The 25,290-nt window shown below is 67.4% G+C and carries 22 protein-coding genes; 4 read left to right on the forward strand and 18 right to left on the reverse strand.

Annotated features, from left to right (window positions below; translation table 11 throughout):
* Position 1: 1 nt before the first annotated feature.
* Entirely contained in the window at positions 2-1,321 is a 1,320-nt protein-coding gene (gene phoR / locus HNO51_RS20615) for a phosphate regulon sensor histidine kinase PhoR (RefSeq protein ID WP_209538195.1), read from the forward strand.
* A gap of 20 nt (positions 1,322-1,341) precedes the next feature.
* On the opposite strand, the gene cysZ is transcribed toward phoR, so the two are convergent.
* The 6 genes from cysZ to HNO51_RS20645 all read right to left on the reverse strand — a co-directional run bounded on the left by cysZ (position 1,342) and on the right by HNO51_RS20645 (position 7,405).
* Positions 1,342-2,073, reverse strand: coding sequence for a sulfate transporter CysZ (gene cysZ, locus HNO51_RS20620; protein ID WP_197448990.1), 732 nt, complete (start codon positions 2,071-2,073; stop codon positions 1,342-1,344).
* A gap of 35 nt (positions 2,074-2,108) precedes the next feature.
* On the reverse strand, positions 2,109-2,837 hold the full coding sequence (gene phoU, locus HNO51_RS20625; RefSeq protein ID WP_197448991.1) for a phosphate signaling complex protein PhoU: 729 nt from the start codon (positions 2,835-2,837) through the stop codon (positions 2,109-2,111).
* A gap of 32 nt (positions 2,838-2,869) precedes the next feature.
* On the reverse strand, positions 2,870-3,682 hold the full coding sequence (gene pstB, locus HNO51_RS20630) for a phosphate ABC transporter ATP-binding protein PstB (RefSeq protein ID WP_234283678.1): 813 nt from the start codon (positions 3,680-3,682) through the stop codon (positions 2,870-2,872).
* Between the two features lie 16 nt (positions 3,683-3,698).
* Positions 3,699-5,090: a phosphate ABC transporter permease PstA gene (pstA, locus tag HNO51_RS20635; protein WP_422674274.1), complete on the reverse strand. Its 1,392-nt coding sequence runs from the start codon at positions 5,088-5,090 to the stop codon at positions 3,699-3,701.
* Positions 5,091-5,262: 172 nt separating this feature from the next.
* Positions 5,263-6,396 (reverse strand): ABC transporter permease subunit, encoded by a 1,134-nt coding sequence (locus HNO51_RS20640; protein ID WP_209538197.1) that lies wholly within the window; start codon positions 6,394-6,396, stop codon positions 5,263-5,265.
* Positions 6,397-6,439: 43 nt separating this feature from the next.
* Complete coding sequence (locus HNO51_RS20645; RefSeq protein ID WP_197448994.1) at positions 6,440-7,405, reverse strand: PstS family phosphate ABC transporter substrate-binding protein; 966 nt, start codon at positions 7,403-7,405, stop codon at positions 6,440-6,442.
* Positions 7,406-7,569: 164 nt separating this feature from the next.
* Here HNO51_RS20645 and HNO51_RS20650 point away from each other — a divergent pair, with 164 nt between their 5' ends.
* The gene (locus tag HNO51_RS20650; RefSeq protein WP_209538198.1) at positions 7,570-7,977 is read left to right on the forward strand and encodes an acyl-CoA thioesterase; all 408 of its coding nucleotides are present in this window, start codon (positions 7,570-7,572) and stop codon (positions 7,975-7,977) included.
* A gap of 71 nt (positions 7,978-8,048) precedes the next feature.
* On the opposite strand, the gene HNO51_RS20655 is transcribed toward HNO51_RS20650, so the two are convergent.
* The 3 genes from HNO51_RS20655 to hexR form a co-directional block, all read right to left on the reverse strand.
* Positions 8,049-9,137: a TRAP transporter substrate-binding protein gene (locus HNO51_RS20655; protein ID WP_197448996.1), complete on the reverse strand. Its 1,089-nt coding sequence runs from the start codon at positions 9,135-9,137 to the stop codon at positions 8,049-8,051.
* 144 nt (positions 9,138-9,281) lie between these two features.
* Positions 9,282-11,489 (reverse strand): DNA helicase II, encoded by a 2,208-nt coding sequence (gene uvrD, locus HNO51_RS20660; RefSeq protein ID WP_197448997.1) that lies wholly within the window; start codon positions 11,487-11,489, stop codon positions 9,282-9,284.
* Positions 11,490-11,657: 168 nt separating this feature from the next.
* On the reverse strand, positions 11,658-12,521 hold the full coding sequence (gene hexR, locus HNO51_RS20665; protein ID WP_197448998.1) for a transcriptional regulator HexR: 864 nt from the start codon (positions 12,519-12,521) through the stop codon (positions 11,658-11,660).
* 193 nt (positions 12,522-12,714) lie between these two features.
* On the opposite strand from hexR, the gene HNO51_RS20670 reads away from it, so the two are divergent.
* A complete protein-coding gene (locus tag HNO51_RS20670; protein WP_111415152.1) occupies positions 12,715-12,915 on the forward strand; it encodes a PA3496 family putative envelope integrity protein in 201 nt (66 codons plus the stop codon).
* Positions 12,916-12,984: 69 nt separating this feature from the next.
* Here HNO51_RS20670 and HNO51_RS20675 read toward each other — a convergent pair whose 3' ends face one another.
* On the reverse strand, positions 12,985-14,331 hold the full coding sequence (locus tag HNO51_RS20675; protein ID WP_209538199.1) for a sodium-dependent transporter: 1,347 nt from the start codon (positions 14,329-14,331) through the stop codon (positions 12,985-12,987).
* A gap of 131 nt (positions 14,332-14,462) precedes the next feature.
* On the reverse strand, positions 14,463-15,293 hold the full coding sequence (locus tag HNO51_RS20680) for a DUF72 domain-containing protein (protein WP_242597166.1): 831 nt from the start codon (positions 15,291-15,293) through the stop codon (positions 14,463-14,465).
* Positions 15,294-15,376: 83 nt separating this feature from the next.
* On the opposite strand from HNO51_RS20680, the gene HNO51_RS20685 reads away from it, so the two are divergent.
* The gene (locus HNO51_RS20685; protein ID WP_242597167.1) at positions 15,377-16,033 is read left to right on the forward strand and encodes a phosphatase PAP2 family protein; all 657 of its coding nucleotides are present in this window, start codon (positions 15,377-15,379) and stop codon (positions 16,031-16,033) included.
* Between the two features lie 36 nt (positions 16,034-16,069).
* On the opposite strand, the gene HNO51_RS20690 is transcribed toward HNO51_RS20685, so the two are convergent.
* The 7 genes from HNO51_RS20690 to HNO51_RS20720 form a co-directional block, all read right to left on the reverse strand.
* Positions 16,070-17,776, reverse strand: coding sequence for a DUF945 family protein (locus HNO51_RS20690; protein WP_197449001.1), 1,707 nt, complete (start codon positions 17,774-17,776; stop codon positions 16,070-16,072).
* A 128-nt stretch (positions 17,777-17,904) separates the two neighbouring features.
* Complete coding sequence (glmS, locus tag HNO51_RS20695) at positions 17,905-19,740, reverse strand: glutamine--fructose-6-phosphate transaminase (isomerizing) (RefSeq protein ID WP_209538201.1); 1,836 nt, start codon at positions 19,738-19,740, stop codon at positions 17,905-17,907.
* Positions 19,741-19,760: 20 nt separating this feature from the next.
* Positions 19,761-21,128 (reverse strand): bifunctional UDP-N-acetylglucosamine diphosphorylase/glucosamine-1-phosphate N-acetyltransferase GlmU, encoded by a 1,368-nt coding sequence (gene glmU, locus HNO51_RS20700; protein ID WP_209539279.1) that lies wholly within the window; start codon positions 21,126-21,128, stop codon positions 19,761-19,763.
* Positions 21,129-21,229: 101 nt separating this feature from the next.
* Entirely contained in the window at positions 21,230-22,297 is a 1,068-nt protein-coding gene (locus tag HNO51_RS20705) for an FAD:protein FMN transferase (RefSeq protein ID WP_209538202.1), read from the reverse strand.
* Between the two features lie 32 nt (positions 22,298-22,329).
* Positions 22,330-23,142 (reverse strand): undecaprenyl-diphosphate phosphatase, encoded by an 813-nt coding sequence (locus tag HNO51_RS20710; RefSeq protein ID WP_209538203.1) that lies wholly within the window; start codon positions 23,140-23,142, stop codon positions 22,330-22,332.
* A gap of 172 nt (positions 23,143-23,314) precedes the next feature.
* The gene (gene mgtE, locus HNO51_RS20715) at positions 23,315-24,688 is read right to left on the reverse strand and encodes a magnesium transporter (RefSeq protein ID WP_209538204.1); all 1,374 of its coding nucleotides are present in this window, start codon (positions 24,686-24,688) and stop codon (positions 23,315-23,317) included.
* Between the two features lie 157 nt (positions 24,689-24,845).
* Positions 24,846-25,274: a F0F1 ATP synthase subunit epsilon gene (locus tag HNO51_RS20720; RefSeq protein WP_197449006.1), complete on the reverse strand. Its 429-nt coding sequence runs from the start codon at positions 25,272-25,274 to the stop codon at positions 24,846-24,848.
* Positions 25,275-25,290 lie beyond the last annotated feature (16 nt).

Genomic DNA, 25,290 nt, shown 5'->3' on the forward strand with positions numbered 1-25,290 from the left:
CGTGCGTCCCTGGAGCCATGAACTCTGGCGCCTCGGCCTGCTCGCCGTTGCCGGCAGCCTGGTCGGTTGGCTGTTTTCCGCCCCCGGCCTGGGGCTCGCCGCGGGGCTCGCCCTGCGCCTGGTCTATCACCTGCGCCAACTGCACGCCCTGCGCCGCTGGCTGACCCGCAACCCGCACAGCGAGCCCCCCGCGGCGACCGGCCTGTGGGGCGAGTTGTTCGATCGCCTGTACCGTTACCAGAAGGGCCAGCGCCATACCCAGCACCGCCTGCAGGCGACCCTCAAGCGCATCCAGGAGTCTTCCGAGGCGATGCGCGACAGCGTGGTCATGCTCGACCAGCATGGCGACCTGGAGTGGTGGAACAGCGCCGCCGAGCGCATGCTGGGGCTCAAGGCCGCCCACGATCGCGGCCAGCACATCACCAACCTGGTGCGCGACCCGCGCTTCGTCGCCTACTTCAAAGCCCGCGACTACCGCGAGCCGCTGACGTTGACCTCACCGGTCGACGAACGCAAGGTGCTGCAGTTCCAGATCACCCTCTACGGCGACGACGAGCGCCTGGTGATGGCCCGCGACATCACCCGCCTGCATCGCCTGGAGGAGATGCGCCGCGACTTCGTTGCCAACGTCTCCCACGAGCTGCGAACACCGCTGACCGTACTGGCGGGCTATCTCGAGACCTATGCCGACGCCGCCGACCGCCTGCCGCCGCGCCTGGCCCAGGGGCTGACCCGTATGCAGGAACAGACCACCCGCATGCAGAACCTGGTCAACGACCTGTTGCTGCTGTCACGCCTGGAGATCGACCAGGGCGGTGAGGATCACCTGCCACTGGCCATGCCGGCGCTGCTTGAGGAGGTGCGCCAGGATGCCGAGGCGCTGTCGGCGGGGCGCCAGCAGATCCGCGTGGAGCTGAAGGAGGAGCGCTGCCTGCTCGGCAGCGACAGCGAGATCCACAGCGCGCTGTCCAACCTGGCCGCCAACGCGGTGCGCTACACCCCCGAGGGCAGCCATGTCGTGCTGCGCTGGACCTCGCACCCCAAGGGCGCCTGCCTCGAGGTGGAGGACGACGGCGAGGGCATCGACCCGGTGCACATCCCCCGGCTCACCGAGCGCTTCTACCGGGTCGACAAGGGCCGCAGCAGCGAGAGCGGCGGCACCGGCCTGGGGCTCGCCATCGTCAAGCACGTGCTGCTGCGCCACGACGCCCATCTCGAGATCGAATCCCGCCCCGGCCAGGGCGCGCTGTTCCGCTGCGTCTTCCCTGCCGTGCGCCTGGTGGCGGCCGAAACCGCAGCCGATCACGTCTCCGACCGGTAAGCGCGCGAGGGCATCACGACTCAGGTCGTGGCGAGGTCACGCTCGCCGCGATAGTGGCGGTCCCACATCAGCACGGCGCCGGCCACGGCGCCGGGCAGCAGGAACAGGTTGGCCAGCGGGATCCAGGTGATCAGCGTCACCCAGCCGCCGAAGGTGAGGGTCTGCCAGGAGCGCGAGGCGAGCCGGCGACGCATGTCGGAAAAGCTCACCTTGTTGTTGTCCATGGGGTAGTCGAGGTAGGTGATCGCCATCATCCAGGCCGAGAACAGCGCCCACAGGAAGGGCGCGGCGACGTTGAGCGCCGGCACCCAGCTGAGCACGAACAGCGCCAGCGCCCGCGGCAGGATATAGCCCAGCTTGACCAGCTCGCGGCCCAGCGCGTCCACTGCAGTGCGCCCCAGGCCGCGGTCGTCGAGCGGTGGACGGCCGGTGGCCTCGACCTCCACCTTGGCCGCCAGGAAGCCGTAGAAGGGCGCGGCGATCAGGTGGGTGACCAGGGTGAAGGTGAAGAACACGATCAGTACCAGGCTGGCCACGAACAGCGGCCAGATCAGCCACTCCAGCCAGCCGAGCCAGGCCGGCACCAGGGCCATCCAGCCCTCCAGCCAGCCGCCGAAGTGGCTGACCACGTAATAGAGCATGGCCGAATAGACCATCAGGTTGATGGCGATCGGGGCATAGACGTAGCGGCGCAGGCCGCGGCCGTAGACCAGCCGCGTCCCGCGGGTCAGTGCCGTGAAGGCGTCCAGCATCAGGATCCTCTCTCGGGAAGCTCGCTCGGGGACCCTCACTCCTTGCGGGTCAGGGCATCCTCGTCGAGCTGGGCCGGGTCCATGTGGCGGATGTCGAGCCCCTTGACCAGGTAGATGACGTACTCGGCGAGGTTGTCGGCATGATCGCCGACCCGCTCCAGCGCACGCAAGATCCACATCACGTTGAGCACCGGGCCGATGGCACGGCTGTCCTCCATCATGAAGGTCATCAGCGAGCGCATGGCGCTGCCGTACTCGTCGTCGACCGACTCGTCCTCGTGCACCACCTGCAGGGCCAGCTCGGTGTCGAAGCGGGCGAAGGCGGTCAGCGCATCACGCAGCATGCGCCGCACGTGCTCGCTGATGTGGCGCACCTCGACCAGCCCGCGCACGTTGTTGCCGGCGTCGATCAGGGTCAGGGCATTGCGCGCGATCTTGCTCGCCTCGTCGCCGATCCGCTCCAGGTCGGCGGTGGCGCGAATCACCGCCAGCACCAGGCGCAGGTCGGAGGCCGCCGGCTGGCGCCGTGCCAGCACCCTGGTGCACTCGTCGTCGATCTTGAGCTGCATGGCGTTGACGTCGCGGTCGCGGTCGCGCACCTTCTCGGCCAGGCGGCTGTCGCTGTCGAGCAGCGCCTGGATCGCCTCCTGGACCTGCTGCTCGACCAGTCCGCCCATGGTCATCAGGTGGGTCTTGAGCGCCTCCAGCTCCTGGTTGAACTGGCGCGAGATATGCTGACTGTGGGTATCGCTGGTGATGTCCATGGTTCTCTCCTCGGGCTGGCGTGCCGGCCTCGTCAGGCCATGCGGCCGGTGATGTAGTTCTCGGTGCGGCGCAGGCTGGGGTTGGTGAACAGGGTGTCGGTGGGGGCGTACTCCACCAGTTCGCCGTCCTGCAGGAAAGCGGTGTAGTCGGAGACCCGCGCCGCCTGCTGCATGTTGTGGGTCACGAGGATCAGCGTCAGCTGCGACTTCAGGCCGCGAATCAGCTCCTCGATCTTGAGCGTCGAGATCGGATCCAGCGCCGAGGCCGGCTCGTCGAGCAGCAGCACCTCGGGGCGTACCGCCAGCGAGCGGGCGATCACCAGGCGCTGCTGCTGGCCGCCGGAGAGCGACCAGGCCGAGGCGCGCAGGCGATCCTTGACCTCGCCCCACAGCGCCGCGGCATTCAGCGCCCACTCGACGATGTCGTCCATGCGTCGGCGCGTCAGACCGCCCTGCAGGCGCAGGCCGAAGGCCACGTTGTCGTAGATCGACATGGGAAAGGGGTTGGGTACCTGGAACACCATGCCGACGCGGCGACGCAGCTCAGCCACCGCCACCTCTGGGGCGTGGATGTCCTCGCCTTCGAGCAGGACCCTGCCCTCGTGGCTCACCTCCTCGTTGAGGTCGTGCAGCCGGTTGAGCGCGCGCAGCAGGGTCGACTTGCCGCAGCCCGACGGGCCGATGAACGCCGTGACCCGGTGCCGGGGGACCCGCAGCGAGATATCGCGCAGCGCCGCCTTGCCGCCATAGGCCAGGCTCAGGCCCTCGATCCGGAAGCAGCTGGCCTCGGGGGGAAAGTCGATGATCGACCCCGAGCTGGGCAGGGGGCGGGACGGCAGGGTCATCGCTGGGTGTCTCTCCTCATGAACGCGGCTGCACGCCGTGGCGCACGCGAAAATGGTGGCGCAGAAAGATGGCAGTCAAATTAAGCACCAGGATCACCAGCACCAGCAGCAGCGCCGTGGCGTAGACCAGCGGCATGGCAGCCTGCACGTCGTTGCTGTGAAAGGCGGTATCATAGATGTGATAGCCCAGGTGCATGAACTTGCGCTCCAGATGGAGGAACGGGAACTCGGCGTCCACCGGCACCTGGGGCGCCAGCTTGGCCACGCCGACCAGCAGCAGCGGAGCCACCTCGCCGGCGGCTCGGGCCACCGCCAGGATCACCCCGGTGAGCATGGCCGGTATCGCCATCGGCAGCACCACCCGGGCCAGGGTTTCCAGCCGCGTGGCCCCCAGCGCCAGCGCGCCCTCGCGCTGCTCGACGGGGATCCGCGCCAGCCCCTCCTCGGTGGCCACGATCACCACCGGCAGCGTCAGCAGCGCCAGGGTCAGCGACGCCCACAACAGCCCGCCGGTGCCGAAGGTGGGGGATGGCAGGGCATCGCTGAAGAACCACTCGTCCAGCGAGCTACCGATACCATAGACGAACACTCCCAGGCCGAACACGCCGTAGACGATCGAGGGCACCCCCGCCAGGTTGCGTACCGCAATTCGCACCAGTTGGGTCCACCGCCCCTGATGCGCCACCTCGTTGAGATAGACCGCCGCCAGCACGCCGAAGGGTGTCACCAGCAGCGACATCAGCAGCACCATCAGCACGGTACCAAAGATCGCCGGCCACACGCCGCCGGCCGCGTTGCCGTCACGCGGCCCCTCGGCCAGGAAACGCCATACGCCGCCGGCCCAGGCGGCCAGCTTCTGCGACAGCGACATGGCGTTGGGCCGCCAGGCACGCAGCACCTCATCCAGCGGCTGTACCAGGCGCCGCCCATCGACGCTCTCGAGCAGCGCCACCTCGCCACGCATCGCCTGCTGCAGGTCGTACACCCGGGCGTTGGCCTCGGCCAGCGCACGCCGGGCGTCGCTGTCACCCTGGTTGGCGTCGAGCTGGCGGATCAGCGGCCTGAGCACCTCGCGGCGCAACCGCTCGCGCTCGCCGCGCAGCTGATCCAGCGCCGCCAGGCGCGCCTCGAGCCTGGCCCAGGCAGCCTGCTGAGGCGTCCCGCCGCGTATCGCTTCAACCGTGCCCACCGCCACCAGGCGGCCGATGAACTGGCCGTGACGGCGGCGCTCCAGCACGATCAGCTCCGGCGGAGTCCCGCTCGCGACGATGTCGTTCACCGGCAGCCAGTGCCAGGCGTGGCCGTCGAGGTCGCGGTTGGCGGTGAAATAGAGCCGCTCACGCCCTGCGCCCTCCTCCAGCGGCAGCTCGCGCACCGCGCGTCCGGCCAGCAGCCGGCCATCCTCCATCTCGACCTGCACCACTGTCGCCGGCCAGAAGTGGCCCAGCCCGCGGCCGGCGATGAGCAGCAGCAGCCCGCCCAGCATCAGCAGCGACAGTGCCACGCTACCGGCGGCGAGCCAGGCCCAGGGCCCTTCCGGGCGCGGCAGGCGACGCTTGCCGAGCTTCACCTGCGTCTCCTCACGGCGAACCCCCGAGCCAGCGGTAGCGACGCCGCAGTCGGCTCCTCACCACCTCGGCCAGGGTGTTGACCAGGAAGGTGAACCCGAACAGCAGCAGGGCCGCCAGCAGCAGCAGCCGATAGGCCTCGCTGCCGGGAACGGCTTCGGGCAGCTCGACGGCGATGCCCGCCGCCATGGTGCGCATGCCCTCGAAGGGGCTGAGGCTGATCAGCGCAGTGTTGCCGCTGGCCATCAGCACGATCATGGTCTCGCCCACGGCGCGGCCGGCGCCGATCATCACCGCGGCAAAGATGCCGGGGGCGGCGGCCGGCAGCACGACCCGCCACAGGGTCTGCCAGCGCGTCGCGCCCAGCGCATGGGCCCCCTCGCCGAGCCGGCCCGGCACGCCCGAGAGGGCATCCTCGGCCAGCGCATAGACGCTCGGCATCACCGCGAAGCCCATCGCCAGCCCCACGATCATGGCGTTGCGCGTGGCGTAGTCGAGCCCCAGCTCGGCATCCAGCCAGACGCGCAGGTCGCCACCGAACAGCAGCGCCTCGACCCCGGGCGAGAGGGTCAGGCCGAGCGCTGCCAGCAGGGCCAGCCACGGCACCAGCCACACGCCGGCCCAGGCCAGCGGCAGCCGGCGACGCCCCGCCGAAGGCAAGCGTCGCCACACCGCCGCGGCCAGCAGCACGCCCAGCGGCAATATCAGCAGCAGCGCCAGCGAGCCCGCCAGGTGGCGCTCCACCCAAGGCGCCAGCACCAGTCCGGCAACGAAGCCGATGACCACACCGGGAAGCGCTTCCATCATCTCCAGGGTGGGCTTCATGCGGCTGCGCAGCCGCTGCGACATGAACATCGCCGAGTGGATCGCCGCACCCAGCGCCAGGGGAATGGCGAAGGCCATCGCCCAGAAGGCCGCCTTCAGCGTACCCCAGGCCATCGGCGTGAGGGTCAGGCGGATTCGTGCCGAGTCGAGGCTTCCTCCCAGCAGGGCCGGCAGAACCTCCATCAGCAGGAACACGCCAATGGCCAGCACGGCCACGATCACCCCGATCCCTCCGGCCATGATCAGGACGGTGGCCAGCCGATCGCGCTGCCGGCGCCACCCGGATCGCGAGGAAGGGGAAGCGGGAAGGGGTTCTATCATGATCGGCAGCCTATAACGACTCGATGACAGTTGGATGACAGCGTCACGGCGGCGGAGCGTCCAGTCCCAACCGCTCACGCTGGGACGCCAACGCCGCCTCCGAGAGCGCCACGAACCCCAGCTCGGAGACCGTCTGCTGGCCCTCGGGCGAGAGGATGAGTTCCAGCAGTGCCCGCTCCGGCCCCGACAACGCCTCCCCAGGGGGGAGGTTGGCGTAGAGGTAGAGCGAACGGCTCAACGGATAGCCGCCCCGGCGCACCTGCTCGGCATCGGGTAAGCGCCGCGTGCCCTCGTGATCCTCCAGGGCCAGGGCCTTGACCCCCGGAGTCAGATGGTTGAGCCCGACATAGCCGATCGCCCGGCGACTCTCCGTCACCGCCGCCGCCACGGCGGCCGATCCGGGATGCTCATTGAGTCGCTGCCGGTACTGGCCAGCACACAGGGCATGCTGGCGAAAGAACCCATGGCTGCCCGATGCCGGGTTGCGCCCGTGCAGCTCGATACGCCCGGCCCGGTCATCGATGCCCAGCTGCTGCCAACGGGTGATGTCGCGTTCACCGCCGCAGCGGCGGGTGCGGGAGAAGATGGCATCGACCTCGGTCAGGCGCAGCGATTCCAGCGCATGGTGGCGATGGACGATGATCGCCAGCGCATCGCGGGCCACCTCGACTTCCACCGGGGCATAGCCGTGGCGCTGGACGAAGGCGCGGCGCTCCTCCTCGTCCATCGGCCGCGACATGGGGCCGAGCCGGGTGGTACCGGCCGCCAGGGCCGGCGGGGCACTGGCCGAACCGCTGGCCTGCAGCTGCAGGCGAATGCCGGGGTGTCGCTCGCCGAGCTGCTCGCCCCAGCGCAGCATCAGTCCGGCCATGGTGTCGGAACCCACGACGCCCAGGGTACCGACCGGCGGCTCGTCAGCCTGGGCCATCGCGGCCAGCAGCGCCAGCAGAACGGTAAGGCAGCCGTGGCGTAGCTTGCAGCGGCCAGGCCGCCTGCCGATGGGAATCATGCCGGCCTCCTCATGGCTGTCGAAGGATTGTCGGAGTCATGCATCGACTGGGGCGGCTTGTCGCAGCGCTGGTGAGCGCAGGCCACGGCGTATAAGATGGCCCACTGCAATCGCTGCGATGCAATATCAGCGCCCACAACAACAAGCCGAGCTTACGACATTCCATGACCGACCTCGACGATATCCCCGCTCCCCAAGGGCAACTGACCCTCAAGTTACTGGCCAACCGCCAGGATACCAACCTCTACGGCGACATTCCCGGAGGCTGGCTGGTGCGCCACATGGACCAGGCCGCCGAGCTGGCGGCGGGTCGCGAAGCGCATGGCCGCACCGCCACCGTGGCCATCGAGACCATGGATTTCCTGTGCCCGGTACGCGTCGGCTCGATGGTCAACATCTACACCGCCGTACGCGAGATCGGCCACAGCTCGATCAAGATCGACGTGGAGGTGTGGATCCGCCAGCCCCACGAGCGCGAGGCCAGCGAACTGCACAAGGTCACCGAGGCCCGCTTCGTGATGGTGGCGCTCGACGACAAGGGGCGCATCCGCGCGGTGCATCAGCCCGGCTGAGCGACGCCGGGATCTGAACGAGACGAGGGCGCCTGATGGCGCCCTCGTGGCTCGATCCGGTCGGACAGCGTTCACTCGACGAGGCTGTCGCGGGCCTTGAGGTAGGCAAATTCGCCGGCATCGTTGGAGGGGCGGACCAGCTTCTGGAAGGCCTGGTAGGACTCGTAGACCTTGGCCGAGTCGGGGTCGCTTTCCACCTGCTCCTGGATCACCGCCCGCGAGGCCTCGTAGAGGGCCTCCATGACGTCCTGCGGGAAGCTGCGCAGCTGCACGCCGTGCTCCTCCACCAGCGTATCCAGCGCCTGCGCGTTGCGATAGGTGAACTCGCTGTACATCGCCAGGTTGGAGGCCCGCGCCGCCTCGGTCACCACCGCCTTGAGATCGTCGGGCAGCTCGTTCCAGGCATCCAGGTTGACCGTGCCCTCGAGCACCGCCGACGGCTCGTTCCAGGACGAGGTGTAGTAGTAGTCCGCCACCTGGTGCAGGCCGAAGGCCAGGTCGTTGTAGGGGCTGACCCAGTCGGCGGCATCGAGCACGCCGGTCTGCATCGAGGTGAAGATCTCACCGCCCGGCATGTTCACGGTGGTCACGCCGATACGGTTCATGGCCTCGCCGGCCAGGCCCGGCAGGCGCAGCTTGATGCCCTGGAGGTCGTCGAGCGAATTGATCTCCTTCTTGAACCAGCCGCCGGGCTGGGTACCGGTATTGCCCACCGGGAACGGCTTGAGATTGTGCTTGGCGTAGATCTCGTCCCACAGCTCCTGGCCACCGCCGTGGTAGAGCCAGGCGTTGGTCTCGGTGGTGTTCATGCCGAACGGCACGGCGGTGAAGAACTGCGAAGCGGCGACCTTGCCGCGCCAGTAGTAGGCGGCGGAGTGGCCCATCTCAGCGGTACCGGCGGCGACGGCATCGAACACCTCCAGCGGCGGCACCAGCTCGCCGGCGCCGTGGACGCGAACCCGCATGCGGCCGTTGGAGAGCTGCTCGATACGCTTGGCGAAATCGTTGGCCCCGGTACCCAGGGCCGGGAAGTTGGTCGGCCAGGAGGTGACCATGTCCCAGGTGATGGTTTCCTGCGCCTTGGCGGTGGAAACGAAGGGGGCGGCGACGACACCGGCGGCACCCAGGCCGGCGGTCTTGAGGAATTTACGGCGTTGCATGGCGAGCCTGACTCCAGTGATTATTCTGAGTCGCGTCTAATCAAGCGCGATGTGTCCGCCTGTGAGTATGCTGAATGCCCATTTGGGCAGCAAGGCCGCCTTTTGACGTAGACGTCAACGTACCCAGGGATACGCGGCGTATTCCTACAGGGGGGTGAGCTTGGCGAACCCAAGCACCAGCCACTTGTCGCCCTCGCCCTCGAAGCTGACCTGGACCCGCGCGCGAGCGCCTTCGCCCTCGGCGTTGAGGATCACGCCCTCGCCGAACACCGGGTGCTGCACCCGCTGGCCCAGGCTCAGACTGGGCAGGTCGCCGCCGGGATCGACCGAGGTCTGACGCGAGAGGCCCACCGCCGGGCGCGTGGCCGTCACCGGCCGCGAGATCTGGCCGCGCAGGCGCACCTCTTCCAGATACTCGGCGGGGATTTCGCGTAAAAAGCGCGACGGCCGCTGGAAGGTCTCCTTGCCGTGCAGACGGCGGATCTCCGAGTGGGTGAGGTAGAGCTTGCGCATGGCGCGGGTCAGGCCGACGTAGCAGAGGCGGCGCTCCTCCTCCAGGCGGCCCGGCTCCTCCAGCGACATCTTGTGCGGGAACAGCCCCTCCTCGACCCCGGCGATGAACACCACCGGGAACTCCAGACCCTTGGCCGAGTGCAGCGTCATCAGCTGCACGCTGTCCTCGAACTCGTCGGCCTCGTGCTCGCCGGCGTTGAGCGCCGCCTCGGCGAGAAAGGCCTCCAGCGCCACGACACCCTCGCCGGCCTCGGGCGGGTCGAAGGATTCGCCCTGGGTGAAGGCGCGGGCGGCATTGATCAGTTCCTCGAGGTTCTCGACCCGGGCCTGCCCCTTCTCGCCCTTCTCGTTGCGATGATGCTCCACCAGCCCGGAGCGCTCGTTCACGTGATCGATGATCTCGTGCAGTGACATGCCGGCGGTGTCGTTGTCGAGCCCTTCGATGAGGTCGGCAAACGCCTGCAGCGACGCGCCCGCGCGCCCCTTCAGCGCGCCGTCCATGAGACCGTCGTGCAGTGCCTGCCACAGCGACACGCCGGCCAGGCGGGCGCGTTCGCGCACCTGCTCCACGGTACGGGTGCCGATGCCCCGCGGCGGCACGTTGATGATGCGCTCGAGAGAGGCGTCGTCGTCACGGTTCAGCAGCAGGCGCAGGTAGGCCAGGGCGTTCTTGATCTCGAGGCGCTCGTAGAAGCGCTGGCCGCCGTAGATGCGATAGGGCATGCCCTGACGGATCAGGGTCTCCTCGAGCACCCGCGACTGGGCGTTGGAGCGGTAGAGGATGGCCACGTCGCGGCGTCGGTAGCCCTCGTCGACCTTCTCCTTGATGGTGTCGACGATGAAGCGCGCCTCGTCCAGGTCGTTGAAGCCGGCATACACCGAAATCGGCTCGCCGCGGGCGCCGGCCGTCCACAGCTCCTTGCCCATACGCTCGGCGTTGTGGCTGATCAGGGCGTTGGCGGCATCGAGGATGGCGCTGGTGGAGCGGTAGTTCTGCTCCAGGCGCACGGTATGGGTGGCCGGAAACTCCTGCTCGAAGCGGCGGATGTTCTCGATCCGTGCCCCGCGCCAGCCGTAGATCGACTGGTCGTCGTCGCCCACCACGGTCATCGGTGTCTTCATGCCGGTGAGCAGCTTGAGCCAGGCGTACTGCAGGGTGTTGGTGTCCTGGAACTCGTCGACCAGCACATGGGCGAAGCGCTCCTGGTAATGCGCCAGCAGCGCCGGCGTATCGCGCAGCAGCTCGAGGCTTCTGAGCAGCAGCTCGCCGAAGTCGACCAGGCCGCCGCGTTCGCAGGTGAGCTGATAGCGCTCGTAGAGCTCGACCATCTGGGCCATGTAGGCATCGCCGTGCACGTCGACCTGATGCGGGCGCAGCCCCTCCTCCTTGCAGCCGGAGATGAAGTACTGCACCTGACGCGGCGGGTAGCGCTCGTCGTCGATCTGGTGATCCTTGAGCAGGCGCTTGATCAGGCGCAGCTGGTCGTCGGTATCGATGATCTGGAAGTGCTGCGGCAGCCGCGCATCCTGCCAGTGGGTGCGCAGCAGGCGATGAGCGATGGAGTGAAAGGTACCGACCCAGACGTTGCGCAGCGACAGCCCGAGCAGCGCCTCGAGGCGCGTACGCATCTCGCGCGCCGCCTTGTTGGTGAAGGTCACGGCCAGCACGGCATAGGGAGACAAGCCCTCAGCCTGCATCAGCCAGGCGATGCGATGCACCAGTACCCGGGTCTTGCCGGAGCCGGCCCCGGCCAGCACCAGCATGTTGCCCTGGGGCGCGCTCACCGCCTCGCGCTGGGCCGGGTTCAACTGATCGAGGATCGCCGTGACGTCGTCCATGGGGAGGGCATCGCTGCTTGAAAAATGGATCGTCAGCTTAACATATCCGCCCGCAGGGGCGCGGGAGGGAAGAGGGAAGCCAATTGTTTCCCCTTCCCTCTTCAAGCGGCATAGCCGCGCTCTTAGGCGCGAAGCGCCGATCTTTCATCTATGAGCGGCGAAGCCGGGTCAAGGCTTGCCTTCCTGTTCCGGAAACCTCAGCGGCGTCAAGCTCTTCTTGACTGCCTTGAGCTGCTCGGCGAGCTTCGGCCCGCGGGTCTTGGCCACGCCCACGGCGAGCACATCGACCAGCACCAGGTGGGCGATGCGCGAACTCATCGGCGTGTAGATCTCGGTGTCCTCGTGCACGTCGATGTAGAGCGGCAGGGTCACCTCCTCGGCCAGCGGCGAGCCGCTGGGGCACAGGCCGATCACCGTGGCCCCGGCCTCACGGGCCAGGCGCACGCTGGCCACCAGGGCACGGGTGCGGCCGGTCTGGGAGATCGCCACCACCACGTCGCCCTCCTTGAGGGTCACCGCCGACATGTTCTGCATGTGCGGGTCGGCGTAGGCGGCGGTGGAGATCTGCAGGCGGAAGAACTTGTGCTGGGCGTCGAAGGCCACCGCGCCGGAGGCGCCGAAGCCGTAGAACTCGACCCGGTTGGCCATCGCCAGGGCCTGGATCGCCCGGCTCATGGCGTCGTTGTCGAGCCGGTCGCGCACCGACAGCAGGGTGCCCACGGTGGAGTCGAAGATGCTCTGCGAGAACTCGGCGACGGAATCGTCGTCGTTCATCGAGAACTGGGCGAACTGGCTGCCCGAGGCCAGCATCTGCGCCAGCTTGAGCTTGAAGTCCTGGAAGCCGTTGCAGCCGAGGGCCCGGCAGAAGCGCACCACGGTCGGCTCGCTGACCTTGGCCTCGGTGGCCAGGTCGACGATGCGCATGTGGATCACTTCGTCGGGGTTGCGCAGCACGAAGCGCGCCACTTTCTGCTCGGAGCGGCGAAAATGCTCCATGCGGCGTCTCATTTCATCGAACAGGGCGCGGCTCACGCGGAACTCCTTGGTTGACGAACGCAGGGGTCAGTATGCCTGATCCCGCCCCGCTTGGGGGAGTTTCCCGGCGGGGAGCGTGGAATGGCCCACTTCGTCACGAAACTGTCAAGTAGGGTATAGTAAAGATGCTGTGATTTGATCTTGCTGGACGAGAGAAGATAAGGCACAGAAGAAGAAGGGAGAGTCGATCATGAGTAAGGTCGAACGGGTCACTTCCGTCAAGAACGAACTTCTCGACATCTTCATGAGCATCAACGTCGCCGAGCACGAAAAGCGCTCCCGCAGCGCCGCCCAGCGCAACCTGCGCGCCCGACGCGGCATCGAGCTACACCAGGAGTTCAAGCAGCTGGAGCGCGACATCGCCGACCTGGCCGACGAGGAGAAACACTGAAGCGGCCGCCCACCGGCGGCCGTTCGCTACCCACGCCAGGCCCCGCAGCCCGGGGCCTGGAGGGAGGCCTTAGCCCAGCAGCGAGTGCAGGAACACCGCGACCACGCCCAGCGGCGCCACGTAGCGCGCCACCACCACCCACAGCGACTGACCGGCACCGGAGAGATTGAGCTCGGCGGCCACGCTCTGGCGATCCAGGCACCAGGCGACGAACAGGATCGCGCCGAGCCCCGTCAGCGGCAGCAGGATCTTGCTGGTGAAGGTGTCCAGCAGATCGAACACGTTGAGCCCCAGGATCAGGAACTCGCCCAGCAGGTTGAACGAGAGCAGGGCGAGGATGCCCAGGGCCCAGACCGCGACGCCGCTGACCAGAGTGGCCACGACGCGCGACAGCGGCGTGCGCTCCTCGACGAACTCCACCACCGGTTCCAGCAGCGAGATGGCCGAGGTCAGGGCGGCGAACGTCAGCAGCAGGAAGAACATCAGCCCCAGCAGGGTACCGCCGGTCATATTGCCGAAGGCCAGCGGCAGCGTGACGAAGATCAGCCCCGGTCCCGAGTTGAGGTCCAGCCCGTTGGCGAACACGATGGGAAAGATCGCCAGCCCCGCCAGCAGGGCGATGCCGGTATCGAGGAGGATCACCGTGCGGGCGGTACCCAGCAGGTTGACCTCCTCGCCCAGGTAGGAGCCGTAGGCCATCATGATGCCCATGCCCAGCGACAGGGTGAAGAAGGCCTGACCCATGGCGGCCAGCACCACCTCACCGCTGATGGCGCCCCAGTCGGGCCGGAACATGAAAGAGAGTGCCTCGCCGAAATGCCCCGTCGTCATGCCGTAGCCCAACAGGACCAGCATCAGGATCACCAGCGCCGGCATCATGGTGCGCACGGCCCCCTCGAGCCCCTTGGTCACGCCGCGGGCGACGATGCCGATGACCAGCAGCATGAACACGGTATGCCACAAGAGCAGGGTAACGGGGCTGCCCAGCATACCGGTGAAGACGCCGCCGACGCCCTCGGCATCCTGGCCGCTGAAGGTGCCGGTGATCGAACCCAGCGTGTAGGAGAGCGACCAACCGCCGATCACGCTGTAGAAGGAGAGAATCAGGAAGGCGCCGAGCACGCCGCTCACGCCCACCAGCACCCAGGCCGGCAGGTGTCCGCCACGGCGGGCGAGTTCGGCCATGGCATTGATCGGGTTCTCCTGGCCACGCCGGCCGATGAGCCACTCCGCGACCAGGATCGGCAGGCCGATGACGGCGATGCAGAGCAGGTAGACCAGGACGAAAGCCGCCCCGCCGCTCTCGCCCACCATGTAGGGAAACTTCCAGATATTGCCCAGCCCCACCGCCGAGCCAGCGGCGGCGAGCACGAAGGTCATCTTCGACGACCATTGCGCATGTACGAGTTTAGACATGACTCACCTGTTGTTGTGTATCTGGTTGTTGATCTTTCTCAAGCGCAAAAACTCAGTAGATCGGAAGGTTTCTGGCTCGAATGTCGGCAAATTTATCCGATCATACGCTCGAACGCCAGTTGCGATGGCGGTCAGAACAGGCGCGCTTGCCGCTCCCCGGCGAAATCGCTCAAAGGCGACAGGCCGAGGGCGCCGGAAAGCGCCTGGAAAAGCCGTCTCGCCAGCTGCGGAGCCTGTCGGTTATCGGCGGTATGCACAAACAGAAAAGGGGTTTTCCCCTGATTTATCCACAACCTGATCTGGCCGATCCAGGGCTGGAAGTAGCGAAGATTGATGGTCTCGTCCACATGACCGATGAAGCGAATCAGCGGCTGGCCTCCCGTGGAAAGCACGTGTAATGGGCATCTTGGTTTTTCATTCTGAGCGTGGGCCAGTGCCGGATCGCCCCTTGCCGGGGTCGAGAAAAGCGCACGAACGTCGAGCATCGCGCGGTTGGCGCCGTGAGTTATCAACAGGCGGTTCAAGGCGACTTCTGCTGTCCCCTTGTGGAAAAACTCGGGGTGGCGGACCTCCACGGCGCAGGGGATCCCGGTCGGCCAGCGCGCGAGCAGCGCCTCGAGGCGGGCCAGTTCGGCGAAGCCGAAGTCGCGCGGCAACTGAACGAGCAGCGGCCCCAGGCGCTCGTGCAGCGGGGCGAGCGAATCGACGAAGGCGTCGAAGTCCGCTTCGATGTTGTGAAGGCGCCGCTCGTGGGTCAGTGCCGCCGGCAGCTTGAAGCAGAAGCGAAAGTGCGGAGGGACCAGGCGCGACCAGGCGGCCGCCGTCTCCGCCCGGGGTGCGCCACTGTAGAAGGTGGTGTTGCCCTCCACCGCGGAGAAGACCCGGGCGTAGTCCGCCAGCCAGCCTGACTGGCCCGCGTAGGGCGGATAAAGGGAGCCACACCACTCGGGGTTGGCCCACATGGGCAAACCCAGATACAGTCCGGACAACCTTGTCATGCTCCTGTAACAAAAATAATCGGAAGCGACGCGCCGCGAGTGGCAGCATGAGCTGCCCCGCCGCACAAGGAAGACGCGCCCACCGCCGCGCTACAACGCCCATGGAAACGACGCTCAATCTTGCCCTGTTCACCCGCCTGAACGCTGCACCCGACAGCGATCCTCGCCTGCTGCTGCTGGCGGAGGTGTTCGCCGTCTATCTGATCTGGATGGTGCCGGCCCTGCTGGTCATCGGCTGGCTACGCGGCAGCGACCGTTTGAAGCGTCCGCTGCTCGAGGCCTTCGTCGCCACCCTGCTCGCCCTGGCGGCGAGCTGGCTGCTCGGTTTCCTCTGGCCCAGCCCGCGGCCCTTCATGGTCCCGGTCGGACAAACCTTCCTGGAGCACGCCCCGACCCCCGGCTTTCCCAGCAACCACGCAACGATCATGCTGACCATGGCCTTCAGCCTGCTGCTGCATGCCGGCACCCGGCGTATCGGTCGCTATCTGCTGCTGCTGGCACTCCCGGTGGCCTGGGCGCGGATCTTCCTCGGTGTGCATTTCCCGCAGGACATGCTCGGCGCCCTGCTGCTGGCGGCGGTCACGGCCACGCTGGTCGGCGCCAGCCGCACCTGGCTGATCCTGCCGTTCTATCACCACGTGGCCATGCGGCTCTATCGCCTGCTGTTCGCCCCGCTGATCCGGCGTGGCTGGGTGGCGCGCTGAGCGCGCCAGCCAGCCATCAACGCGCCGCAGATCGGTTCAGAACTGGCCCAGCAGCCACTCGCCGGGTTCGCCGTTCATCCGCAGTTGGCCATCCTCGAGCTGCAGGTGCAAGGAGTAGCGGTCCCCTTCCTCGCGACGCACCACGCCGAGCTCCAGCATCGGCTGCAGGCCTTGGGCGACCATCTCCTTGGCCATCGCATCGAGTTCGTTGTCCGAGATCATCACCCCGTACTGCTGTCGCAGCGACTCGCGGGCGACCTTGTGCAACAGCAGCGCGGAGGCGTTCACGCTCAGGTCCAGGCGATTGTCCGGCGCCAGCAGCTTGTGCTGATCGAAGGCGTCGAGATCCTCGAGGGCCAGGTCGGCGTCCAGTGACAGGTCGGCATCCGCATCGCCGATGCTGAACGACACCGGCTTGAAGGTGAAGGCGGAGCGACCGGCCATCAGCGTCTCGCTCGCCTGCTCGATACGTTCGAACACCGGGAGCACGGCGTCGGGGTCGTCCAGGCTGAAGACGTCGATCGCTTCGTAGACCAGTTGCCACAGCGTGTCGTACGCCTCTCGCGGAAGCTGGCCATAGCTCGACTCGAGGTGGAACGCGATCGGCTCTTCCATGCCTTGGATGCGTAGATCCCGGGACGCGACCAGCTGCGCCACCCGGAACTGCGAATCGGACTCCGGCTCAACGTCCAGGCGATAGTTCACGCTCTGCGCTTCAAAGCCCGGCGACTGCTGCTGGCGTACCGTCATGCCGTCGAGGTTCAGCCCAAGCTGGCCGTACCAGCTGGTCTCGCCCTGGCGTGTCGCCTTGAAATCGGCCTCGATGCCTTGCAGGGTCAGGAACAGCTCAGGCTCCTCGGCCTCGAAGCCCCGCATGGCAAAACGGCTGTCGACGCTCGCGAAGCGCCCCTGCTCGTCGAAGTCGAGCTGGACCTCGACGTTCTGCCCATCGATTCGCGAATCGCCCGTCTGCGCCGGGTCACGGCTCTGGCTCAGCATCGGGCCATCGTCGGAGGTGAAGGTGACCTCACGCAGCACGCCCTGGGGGAAGGAGACCACGAGGTTGGAGGTGGCACCTTCGAAGGTATGCACGGCACCAGGCTCCTCCAGCCGGGCCTGCCCCAGGCGGTTGCTGCTGCGGTACTCGCCCATGGTCGGGTCGTAGCGGAAATCGCCACCCAGGTAATCGGCGACGTAGCGCATGTCGAATCCCGCCTCGCTGAGCAGCGGACCTGCGACCAGCGTCATCTCCTGGGGGGCCCATTCGCCCTTCACCACGCGATCGAAGCCCACGCTTGCCTCGTAGCGCGAAAGAGCGCCGGCCTCCTCCCACTGGACCAGCTGATCGAACAGCCAGCCCGACGCCTCGATCCGCCCCTCGAGGCGGGCCAGAGCGCCCATGAAGGGACCGTGGACGATGCGGTCGCTGATGGCGATCCGCAGCGGCTCGCCCTCGAGCTCCAGCGCCATGTCCTCAGCGAGCAGCCGTTGGTAGGCCTGGGCGAACTCCGGCTCGAGAACGAGTTCATAGCTGGCTCGCGCTTCGAACCAGCCCCTCTCGTAACTCGGGTTCTCGATCTGGATATATTCGAGGCTGCCGAACTGGTGAAGGTAATCGGCATACTGTCGCTCTATCTGGCGCCCCATCCAATGGGGGGCCCCCAGGCCGGCGATGAGCGCTAACCCGACGACGGCCGCCAGCGGTTTCTTCAGGGAGTTTCCCTGCTGCTTTCCTTTCCCCACGTCGATATCCTTTTCTCGTTCTTGGTTTAATTGAAATTAGGCGGCAATGAGGCACGCTTATTGCTGCCCGACTTCATAACGGAGTGTAACGACAAGACACGAGAAAGGTAAGTCGACTCACAGCGGCATCATTCCACCGTCACTGACTTGGCCAGGTTGCGCGGCTGGTCGACGTCGGTGCCCTTGAGTACCGCCACGTGGTAGCTCAGCAGCTGCAGCGGCACGGTGTAGAGGATCGGGGCCAGGGCATCGTGAACGTGGGGCAGCCGCAACACCCTGACGCCCTCCTCCTCCGCGAGGCCGACCCCCTCGTCGGCAAAGACGAAGAGTTCGCCGCCGCGTGCCTTCACCTCCTGGAGGTTGGACTTCAGCTTGTCGAGCAGCTCGTCGTTGGGGGCGACGGAAATCACCGGCATCTCGCTGTCGACCAGCGCCAGCGGTCCGTGCTTGAGCTCGCCGGCAGGGTAAGCCTCGGCGTGGATGTAGGAGATCTCCTTGAGCTTGAGCGCTCCCTCCAGCGCAATCGGGAAGTGCGCGCCGCGACCGAGGAACAGCGCATGCTGCTTCTCGGCGAAGGCCGTGGACAGCGCCTCGATGGCGTCGTCGAGCTCGAGCACGCGGCTCACCAGCCGCGGCAGGCCGCGCAGGCCGGCTACCACCTCGGCCTGGGTCTCGGCCGCGAGCCCCTTGACCCGTCCCATGGCCAGGGTCAGCAGCATCAGGGCGGTGAGCTGGGTGGTGAAGGCCTTGGTGGAGGCGACGCCGATCTCGGGGCCGGCCTGGGTCATCAGCGTCAGGTCCGATTCGCGCACCAGCGAACTGCCCGGTACGTTGCAGATCGCCAGGCTGCCGAGGTAGCCCTGCTCGCGCGCGAAGCGCAGCGCCGCCAGGGTGTCGGCGGTCTCGCCGGACTGCGACAGGGTGACGAACAGGGTGTTGTCGGGCACCACCACGGTACGATAGCGGTACTCGGAAGCCACCTCCACCTGCACGGGTATCCCGGCATAGCGCTCGAGCCAGTAGCGCGCCACCAGACCGGCGTGGTAGCTGGTGCCGCAGGCCACGATATGCAGCTGCTCGACCCGCGCGAACAGCGCCTCGGCGTCGGGGCCGAAGCACTCGGCCGGCACCGAGCGCTCGCCCAGCCGCCCTTCGAGGGCCGCCGCGATCACCGCCGGCTGTTCGAAGATCTCCTTCTGCATGAAGTGACGGTACTCGCCCTTGCTGGCCGCGCCGTCGCCGTGCTCGAAAGTCTGGATCGGGCGCTGAGCGGCCTGGCCCTCGGCATCGAAGATCTCGATACTGCCGCCGGCCGAGAGGCGCACCACATCGCCTTCCTGTAGGTAGATGAAACGATCGGTGACCTGCAGCAGCGCCAGCGGGTCGGAGCCGAGGAAGGCCTCATCGATGCCCACCCCCACCACCAGCGGGCTGCCCTTGCGTGCGCCGACGATGACATCGGGCTCGTCGGTGTGGACCACCGCCAGCGCATAGGCACCCTCGAGTTGCGCGAGCCCGCGCTGCACGGCGGCCAGCAGACCGTCGCCATGACGGTATTCACGCTCCAGCAGATGAGCCACCACCTCGGTGTCGGTCTGCGAGGAGAAGGCGTAGCCGGCCGCCTGCAGCTCACGCCGCAGCGGCTCATGATTCTCGATGATGCCGTTGTGCACCAGCGCCAGCCGATCGCCCGATTGATGCGGGTGGGCATTCTCCTCGCTGGGCCTGCCATGGGTGGCCCAGCGGGTGTGGGCGATACCGCAGCGGCCCGGCAGGGCGGTCTCCGTGAGCAGGGCCTCGAGGGCGGCCACCTTGCCCAGCGCCCGGCGACGCTGCAGCTCGCCGGCAGCGCCGAGCACGGCCATGCCGGCCGAGTCGTAGCCGCGATACTCCAGCCGCTTGAGCCCTTCGAGCAGGATCCCTTCCACGTTGCGCTCGGCAACGGCACCGACGATTCCACACATGACGATTCCTCGCGCTTGCCTCAGTCTCGAGTGTTCTTGGTCGGCCGTGCCCAGCCGGCCTTGGCGATCTGGCGTCCGCGGGAGACGGCCAGGGCGTCGTCGGGCACGTCCTTGCTGATGGTCGAACCGGCACCGACCGTGGCGCCACGCCCGACGCTGACCGGGGCGACCAGGGCGGTATTGGAGCCGATGAAGGCGTCGTCGCCGATCTCGGTGCGATGCTTGTTGGCGCCGTCGTAGTTGCAGGTGATGGTACCGGCGCCGACGTTGACGTCACGCCCCAGCCGCGCGTCGCCCACGTAGCTCAAGTGGTTGATCTTGCTGCCCTCGCCCACCTCGACGTTCTTGGTCTCGACGAAATTGCCCACCTTGGCGCCCACCGCCAGGCGAGTGCCGGGACGCAGCCGGGCGAAGGGTCCGATGCGGTTGTGCCCGGCCGCCACGGCGCCCTCGATCACGCTATGCGGCTCGATCACGCACTCGGCACCGATATGGCTGTCGCGAATCACGCAGTGCGCGCCGATCCGCACGCCCTCGCCCAGCTCCACCTCGCCCTCGAACACGCAGCCGACGTCGATCTCGACGTCGTGCCCGCAGCTCAGGCGACCGCGCACGTCGAGACGCGACGGATCGAGCAGCGCCACCCCTTGAACCATGAGCTCGTCGGCGATGCGCGCCTGATGCGCCCGCTCCAGGCGTGCCATCTGCAGGCGGTTGTTGACCCCCTCCACCTCCAGCGGGTCGGCCGGCTGGGCGGTGGCGATGGCGACCCCCTCGGCGGCCGCCATGGCGATGATGTCGGTGAGGTAGTACTCGCCCTGGGCGTTGTCGGCGGAGAGCCGCGGCAGCCAGCGCCTGAGCTGGGAGGCGGTCATGGCCATGATGCCGGTGTTGCACTCGCGGATCGCCAGCTCGTTCTCGCTGGCATCCTTCTGCTCGACGATGGCCACCGCCCGCCCGTCTGCGTCGCGCAGGATGCGGCCGTAGCCGCTCGGGTCGTCCAGCGTCACGGTGAGCAGCGCCATGCGCGACTCGCCCACTTCGTCCAGCAGCTTGGCCAGGGTCTCGCGCCGGATCAGCGGCACGTCGCCGTACAGTACCAGCACCCTGCCGTCGCCCAGATCATCCAGTGCCTGCGTCACCGCATGTCCGGTGCCCTTCTGTTCGGCCTGCAGCGCAAAGCGCACCGGATAGTCGGCGAGTGCCTCGCGCACCCGTTCGGCACCGTGGCCGACCACCACGTGCAGGCGTTCCGCCTCCAGCTCGCGTGCGGTATCGAGCACGTGGCGCACCATCGGCTTGCCGGCCAGGCGATGCAGCACCTTGGGCAGAGTCGAACGCATCCGCGTGCCCTGCCCGGCCGCCAGTATCACCACATCCAGGGTCATCGAAGACTCCTTGTCCATTCGATTGGCTCCAGTTCATCGGGGGCCCGGCGGCCCGCCCTCGGCTATCGACGGGGCGGTCGCGCCGTTCTCAAGGCGGCGGCTCAGCGCACTTCCAGGCCCATCTCGTCACTCAGTTCCCCGCCCAGGTAATCGGCGAAGGCGGGGCTCGCGACACTGCTCCAGCCTTCGTCCTCGCGCACCAGCAAGAGCACCTTGAGGCCCTGCTCGCGCGCCAGCTCCAAGCCCTCTTCGCCCAGCACCATCATCGCCGTGGCCCAGGCATCGGCCCAGGCGTTGGAGGGGTGGGCCACCGTCACCGACGCCACGCGATGCTCGATGGGGCGCCCACTGCGCGGGTCGATGGTGTGCGAGAAGCGTTGCCCATTCTCTTCGAAATAGTTGCGGTAATCGCCTGAGGTCGCCACTGAAATATCGTGCAGCGGCACGATATGCGTGGCCTCCTGGCGATCGTCGAGCGGCGCCTCGATGCCGATGCGCCAGGGCTCGGCCTGCCTGTCGCGGTAGCCGCGCGTGATCAGATCGCCGCCCAGGTTGACCAGGTAGTGCTCGATGCCTTCGGCGTCGAGGTAGGCGGCAACCCGATCGGTGGCGTGCCCCTTGGCCACGCCGCCGAGGTTGACGAACACGTCGCGCAGCCGGCGTGCCTGCAGGGCGTTCTCATCGACCTCGATGCTGTCGGGACCGACCTCGGCCAGGCGCGCCTCGAGGGTCTCGTCGTCGGGCACCTCGCTAGGGCGTGCCTCGGAGCCAAAGCTCCACAGGTTGACCAGGCCGCCGAGGGTGACGTCGAAGGCGCCGTCGCTCGCCTCGGCCACCGATTGGCTGATCGCCAGCACCTCGATCAGCTCGTTGGAGAGTGGCTGCCACTCCCCGAGCGGCGCCTGGTTGAAGGCCATCAGCTCCGAGTCGTCGCGATAGATCGACATGGCGGCATCCACCTGTTCGAGCACCTCGAGCAGCCCTTCCTCCAGCTCGCGCGCCTGGCCCTGGGTCAGGCTGTCGGCGATGGTCACCTGGTAGAAAGTGCCGAAGATGCTTCCCTCCAGGCGCACCGGCGATTCCAGCGGTCGATCGCTCTCGGAGCAGCCGGCCAGCAGCAGCCCCAGGAACAGCACAGAGATCACCACAGGACGCAGGACGGGATTCATGGTAACAGGACTCCTCGACGAGTGTGGCATGGCTACCCGAAGATCCACAGCAGCCATAGTCCGAGCACGATGCGATAGATGACGAACGGCTGCATGCCGATCCGCTTGATGAAGGCGATGAAGTAATGGATGCAGAGGTAGGCGCTCACCCCCGACAGGATCACGCCAACGCCCATCGCCGGCCAGTCGATGCCGCGCGGCATCTGCACCAGCCCGACGATCTCCAGGCCCGCAGCCAGGGCCGTCACCGGGATCGACAGCAGGAACGAGAAGCGCGCCGCCCCCTCGCGGCTCATGCCGAGCAGCAGCGCCGCGGTGATGGTGATGCCGGAACGCGAGGTGCCGGGAATCAGCGCCAGCGCCTGGGCCAGGCCGATCAGCATCGCATCGCGCAGGGTCAACTGATACTCGCTGCGCCCCCCGCGCTTGTGCCAGTCGGCATAGCCCAGCAGTAGACCGAAGCCGATCAGGGTGATCCCGATCAGGATCGGCGAGCGCATTCCCACCTCGATGACGTCGTGGAAGGCAAAGCCGACGACACAGACCGGGATCGTGGCCAGCAGCACCCACCAGGCCAGCCGGGCATCGGGATCGACGCTGCCCCCGCGCAGGCTTCGTCCGCGCAGGGACAGGGCCCAGCTCGCCCCCATGCGCTTCAGATCGTGGCGGAAGTAGAGCACCACCGCCGCCAGGCTGCCCAGGTGCATCGCCACGTCGAACACCAGCCCCTGATCGTTCCACTCGGTCAGCACCGGCACCAGTATCAAGTGGGCCGAGCTCGAGATGGGCAGGAATTCGGTCAGGCCCTGAACCACTGACAGCACGACGACCTGAAGCCAATCCATATGGCGCTCTCCTGTTGGCAAGGACGTGCGCAGCCTGACAGCCGACGCACGGCAGGACGCGAAGAGGATACACGTCCCCCTGCCGCTTGTCCGCCGTGTCTCGTTACAATTCTGTTCGCCCCCGGCCGGCAGCAGCGAGGGGCCACGCCGGGGTGCCGTTCGCGCCCGCCCGCTAGAGTCCCGTCAGCACCGCCGTGGCGATGCTGAAGTAGATCAGGACACCGCTGGCGTCGATCAGCGTGGTCACCAGCGGCGCCGAGGCGGTGGCCGGGTCCCAGCCCACTCGGTTGAGAATGAACGGCAGGCACATGCCGAGCAGGCTGCCGAACAGCACGATGGTCACCATGCTGGCGGCCACCACCATGGCCACCGCCTCGCCGCCGCGCATCACGCCGATCGGCGCCACCGCCAGCGCCATGGTCAGCCCCAGCGAGCCGGCCACCAGCAGTTCGCGCCCGAGCAGCTTGCTCCAGTCCTTGACGCCGACATCGCCGGTGGCCATGCCGCGCACCGTGAGCGTGGCAGCCTGGGCGCCGGCGTTGCCGCCGCTGCCGATCAGCAGCGGCAGGAAGAATACCAGGGCCACCTGGGCGGCAATGGTGTCCTCGAAGTAGGCGATGCCCGCCCCGGAGAAGAGGTTGGCGAACACCAGCAGTACCAGCCAGGTCACCCGCTTGCGATAGAGGCTCCACAGCGGTACCCGGCTGACGCCGTCCTCGAGCTGGCCGATGGACATGCCCTTGTGGAAGTCCTCGGTGGCCTCCTCCTCGGCGACGTCCATGGCGTCGTCGTGGGTCACGATACCGACCAGGCGCTCGTCGTGGTCGGTGACCGGCACCGCCAGCATGTCGTAGCGCGCCACCAGGCGCGCGACCTCTTCCTGCGCCTCGTCCACCGGCACGCTGATGACGTCCTTGATCATCAGGTCGTCGACCTGAGCGCCGGGCCGCGCCACCATCAGCTGGCGCAGCGACAGCGTGCCGGCCAGCTTACCCTCCGGGTCAATGATGTAGAGCTGATAGACCGTCTCGGCGTCGGGAGCCGTCTGGCGCACCCGCATCATCGCCTGGGACACGGTCATGCCGCTGGGGATGGCGACGTAGTCCGAGGTCATGATCGCCCCGGCGGTGCCCTCCTCGTAGCTGGCGAGGCGCTTGAGGTCTTCGCGCTCCTGGCGCGCCATACGCCGTAGCAGCACCTCCTGGCGGTCCTCGCCGAGCAGGTTGAACAGGTCGGCGCGCTCATCCGATCCCATCTCCTCCAGCACCGAGAGCAGCAGCTCATCGGTCATGGCCTCGGCCACCTCGAGCTGGACTTCGTCGGGGAGATACCCCAGGACGTTGGCGCGGCGCTCGAGCGGCAGGAAGTCGAGCAGCTTCAGGACACTGGGAAGATCGTCGTCCTCCTCGGCCATCTCCTCGAGTATCTCGGAGAGGTCCGCGGCGCGCAGCTCGGGAAGCCACTGGTCGAGGCGTTCGCGATCCTCCTGCTCGAGGGCAAGGATCAGGGTTTCCTTGTGTTCCTGCAGCTGTTCGCTCAACGACATGGCGCTCTCCTGGAGCCACGCCGTGGGAAGCGTCACCACGGCATGGCGGATGCATATGGGCCCGGACGACTCCCGAAACCCGCTCGCTCATGATAACAGAGACGAAAACGCCCCCCGAACGGTGTTCGGGGGGCGCTTCGTGGCAGCCGGGCGGAAATCAGCCCTTGCCGCCCTTCTTGCGCAGTTGCTGGATCGTGCGCAGCTGGGCCACGGCTTCCGCGAGCTCGGCGGCGGCACGGGTGTAGTCCATCTCCGCCGACTTCTCGTTGAAGGCACGCAGCGCATGCTGGCGGGCCTCCTCGGCAGCGGCCTCGTCGAGGTCGCTGGCCCGTGCGGCCGAGTCGGCCAGCACGGTCACCACGTCCGGTTGCACTTCGAGGAAGCCACCCGACACGTAGTAGTTCTCCTCCTGGCCCCCGTCGTGGATCACACGGATGGGGCCCGGCTGCAGCTCGGTCAGCAGCGGCGCGTGCCCGGGCAGGATGCCCAGGTCGCCCATGATGCCCGAAGCCACGATCTGCTCGATCTCACCGGAGAAGATCGAGGCCTCGGCGCTGACGATGTTGCATGTGAAGCTTTTCGCCATAGCGAAGTCCCCCAGT

The organism is Billgrantia sulfidoxydans (genome assembly GCF_017868775.1).
Taxonomy (GTDB): domain Bacteria; phylum Pseudomonadota; class Gammaproteobacteria; order Pseudomonadales; family Halomonadaceae; genus Halomonas; species Halomonas sulfidoxydans.

Bases quoted from the DNA above. Each gene is read 5' to 3' on its own strand.
- HNO51_RS20670 (WP_111415152.1), top strand. From the start codon at position 12,715: ATGAGTAAGGTCGAACGGGTCACTTCCGTCAAGAACGAACTTCTCGAC.
- glmS (WP_209538201.1), bottom strand. From the start codon at position 19,740: ATGTGTGGAATCGTCGGTGCCGTTGCCGAGCGCAACGTGGAAGGGATC.
- HNO51_RS20710 (WP_209538203.1), bottom strand. From the start codon at position 23,142: ATGGATTGGCTTCAGGTCGTCGTGCTGTCAGTGGTTCAGGGCCTGACC.
- HNO51_RS20640 (WP_209538197.1), bottom strand. From the start codon at position 6,396: ATGATAGAACCCCTTCCCGCTTCCCCTTCCTCGCGATCCGGGTGGCGC.
- HNO51_RS20705 (WP_209538202.1), bottom strand. From the start codon at position 22,297: ATGAATCCCGTCCTGCGTCCTGTGGTGATCTCTGTGCTGTTCCTGGGG.
- uvrD (WP_197448997.1), bottom strand. From the start codon at position 11,489: ATGGACGACGTCACGGCGATCCTCGATCAGTTGAACCCGGCCCAGCGC.
- HNO51_RS20655 (WP_197448996.1), bottom strand. From the start codon at position 9,137: ATGCAACGCCGTAAATTCCTCAAGACCGCCGGCCTGGGTGCCGCCGGT.
- HNO51_RS20675 (WP_209538199.1), bottom strand. From the start codon at position 14,331: ATGTCTAAACTCGTACATGCGCAATGGTCGTCGAAGATGACCTTCGTG.
- HNO51_RS20645 (WP_197448994.1), bottom strand. From the start codon at position 7,405: ATGATTCCCATCGGCAGGCGGCCTGGCCGCTGCAAGCTACGCCACGGC.
- cysZ (WP_197448990.1), bottom strand. From the start codon at position 2,073: ATGCTGGACGCCTTCACGGCACTGACCCGCGGGACGCGGCTGGTCTAC.
- pstB (WP_234283678.1), bottom strand. From the start codon at position 3,682: ATGACCCTGCCGTCCCGCCCCCTGCCCAGCTCGGGGTCGATCATCGAC.
- HNO51_RS20680 (WP_242597166.1), bottom strand. From the start codon at position 15,293: ATGTGGGCCAACCCCGAGTGGTGTGGCTCCCTTTATCCGCCCTACGCG.
- HNO51_RS20685 (WP_242597167.1), top strand. From the start codon at position 15,377: ATGAGCTGCCCCGCCGCACAAGGAAGACGCGCCCACCGCCGCGCTACA.
- HNO51_RS20650 (WP_209538198.1), top strand. From the start codon at position 7,570: ATGACCGACCTCGACGATATCCCCGCTCCCCAAGGGCAACTGACCCTC.
- HNO51_RS20720 (WP_197449006.1), bottom strand. From the start codon at position 25,274: ATGGCGAAAAGCTTCACATGCAACATCGTCAGCGCCGAGGCCTCGATC.
- pstA (WP_422674274.1), bottom strand. From the start codon at position 5,090: ATGGAGGATGGCCGGCTGCTGGCCGGACGCGCGGTGCGCGAGCTGCCG.
- phoU (WP_197448991.1), bottom strand. From the start codon at position 2,837: ATGGACATCACCAGCGATACCCACAGTCAGCATATCTCGCGCCAGTTC.
- mgtE (WP_209538204.1), bottom strand. From the start codon at position 24,688: ATGTCGTTGAGCGAACAGCTGCAGGAACACAAGGAAACCCTGATCCTT.
- glmU (WP_209539279.1), bottom strand. From the start codon at position 21,128: ATGACCCTGGATGTGGTGATACTGGCGGCCGGGCAGGGCACGCGGATG.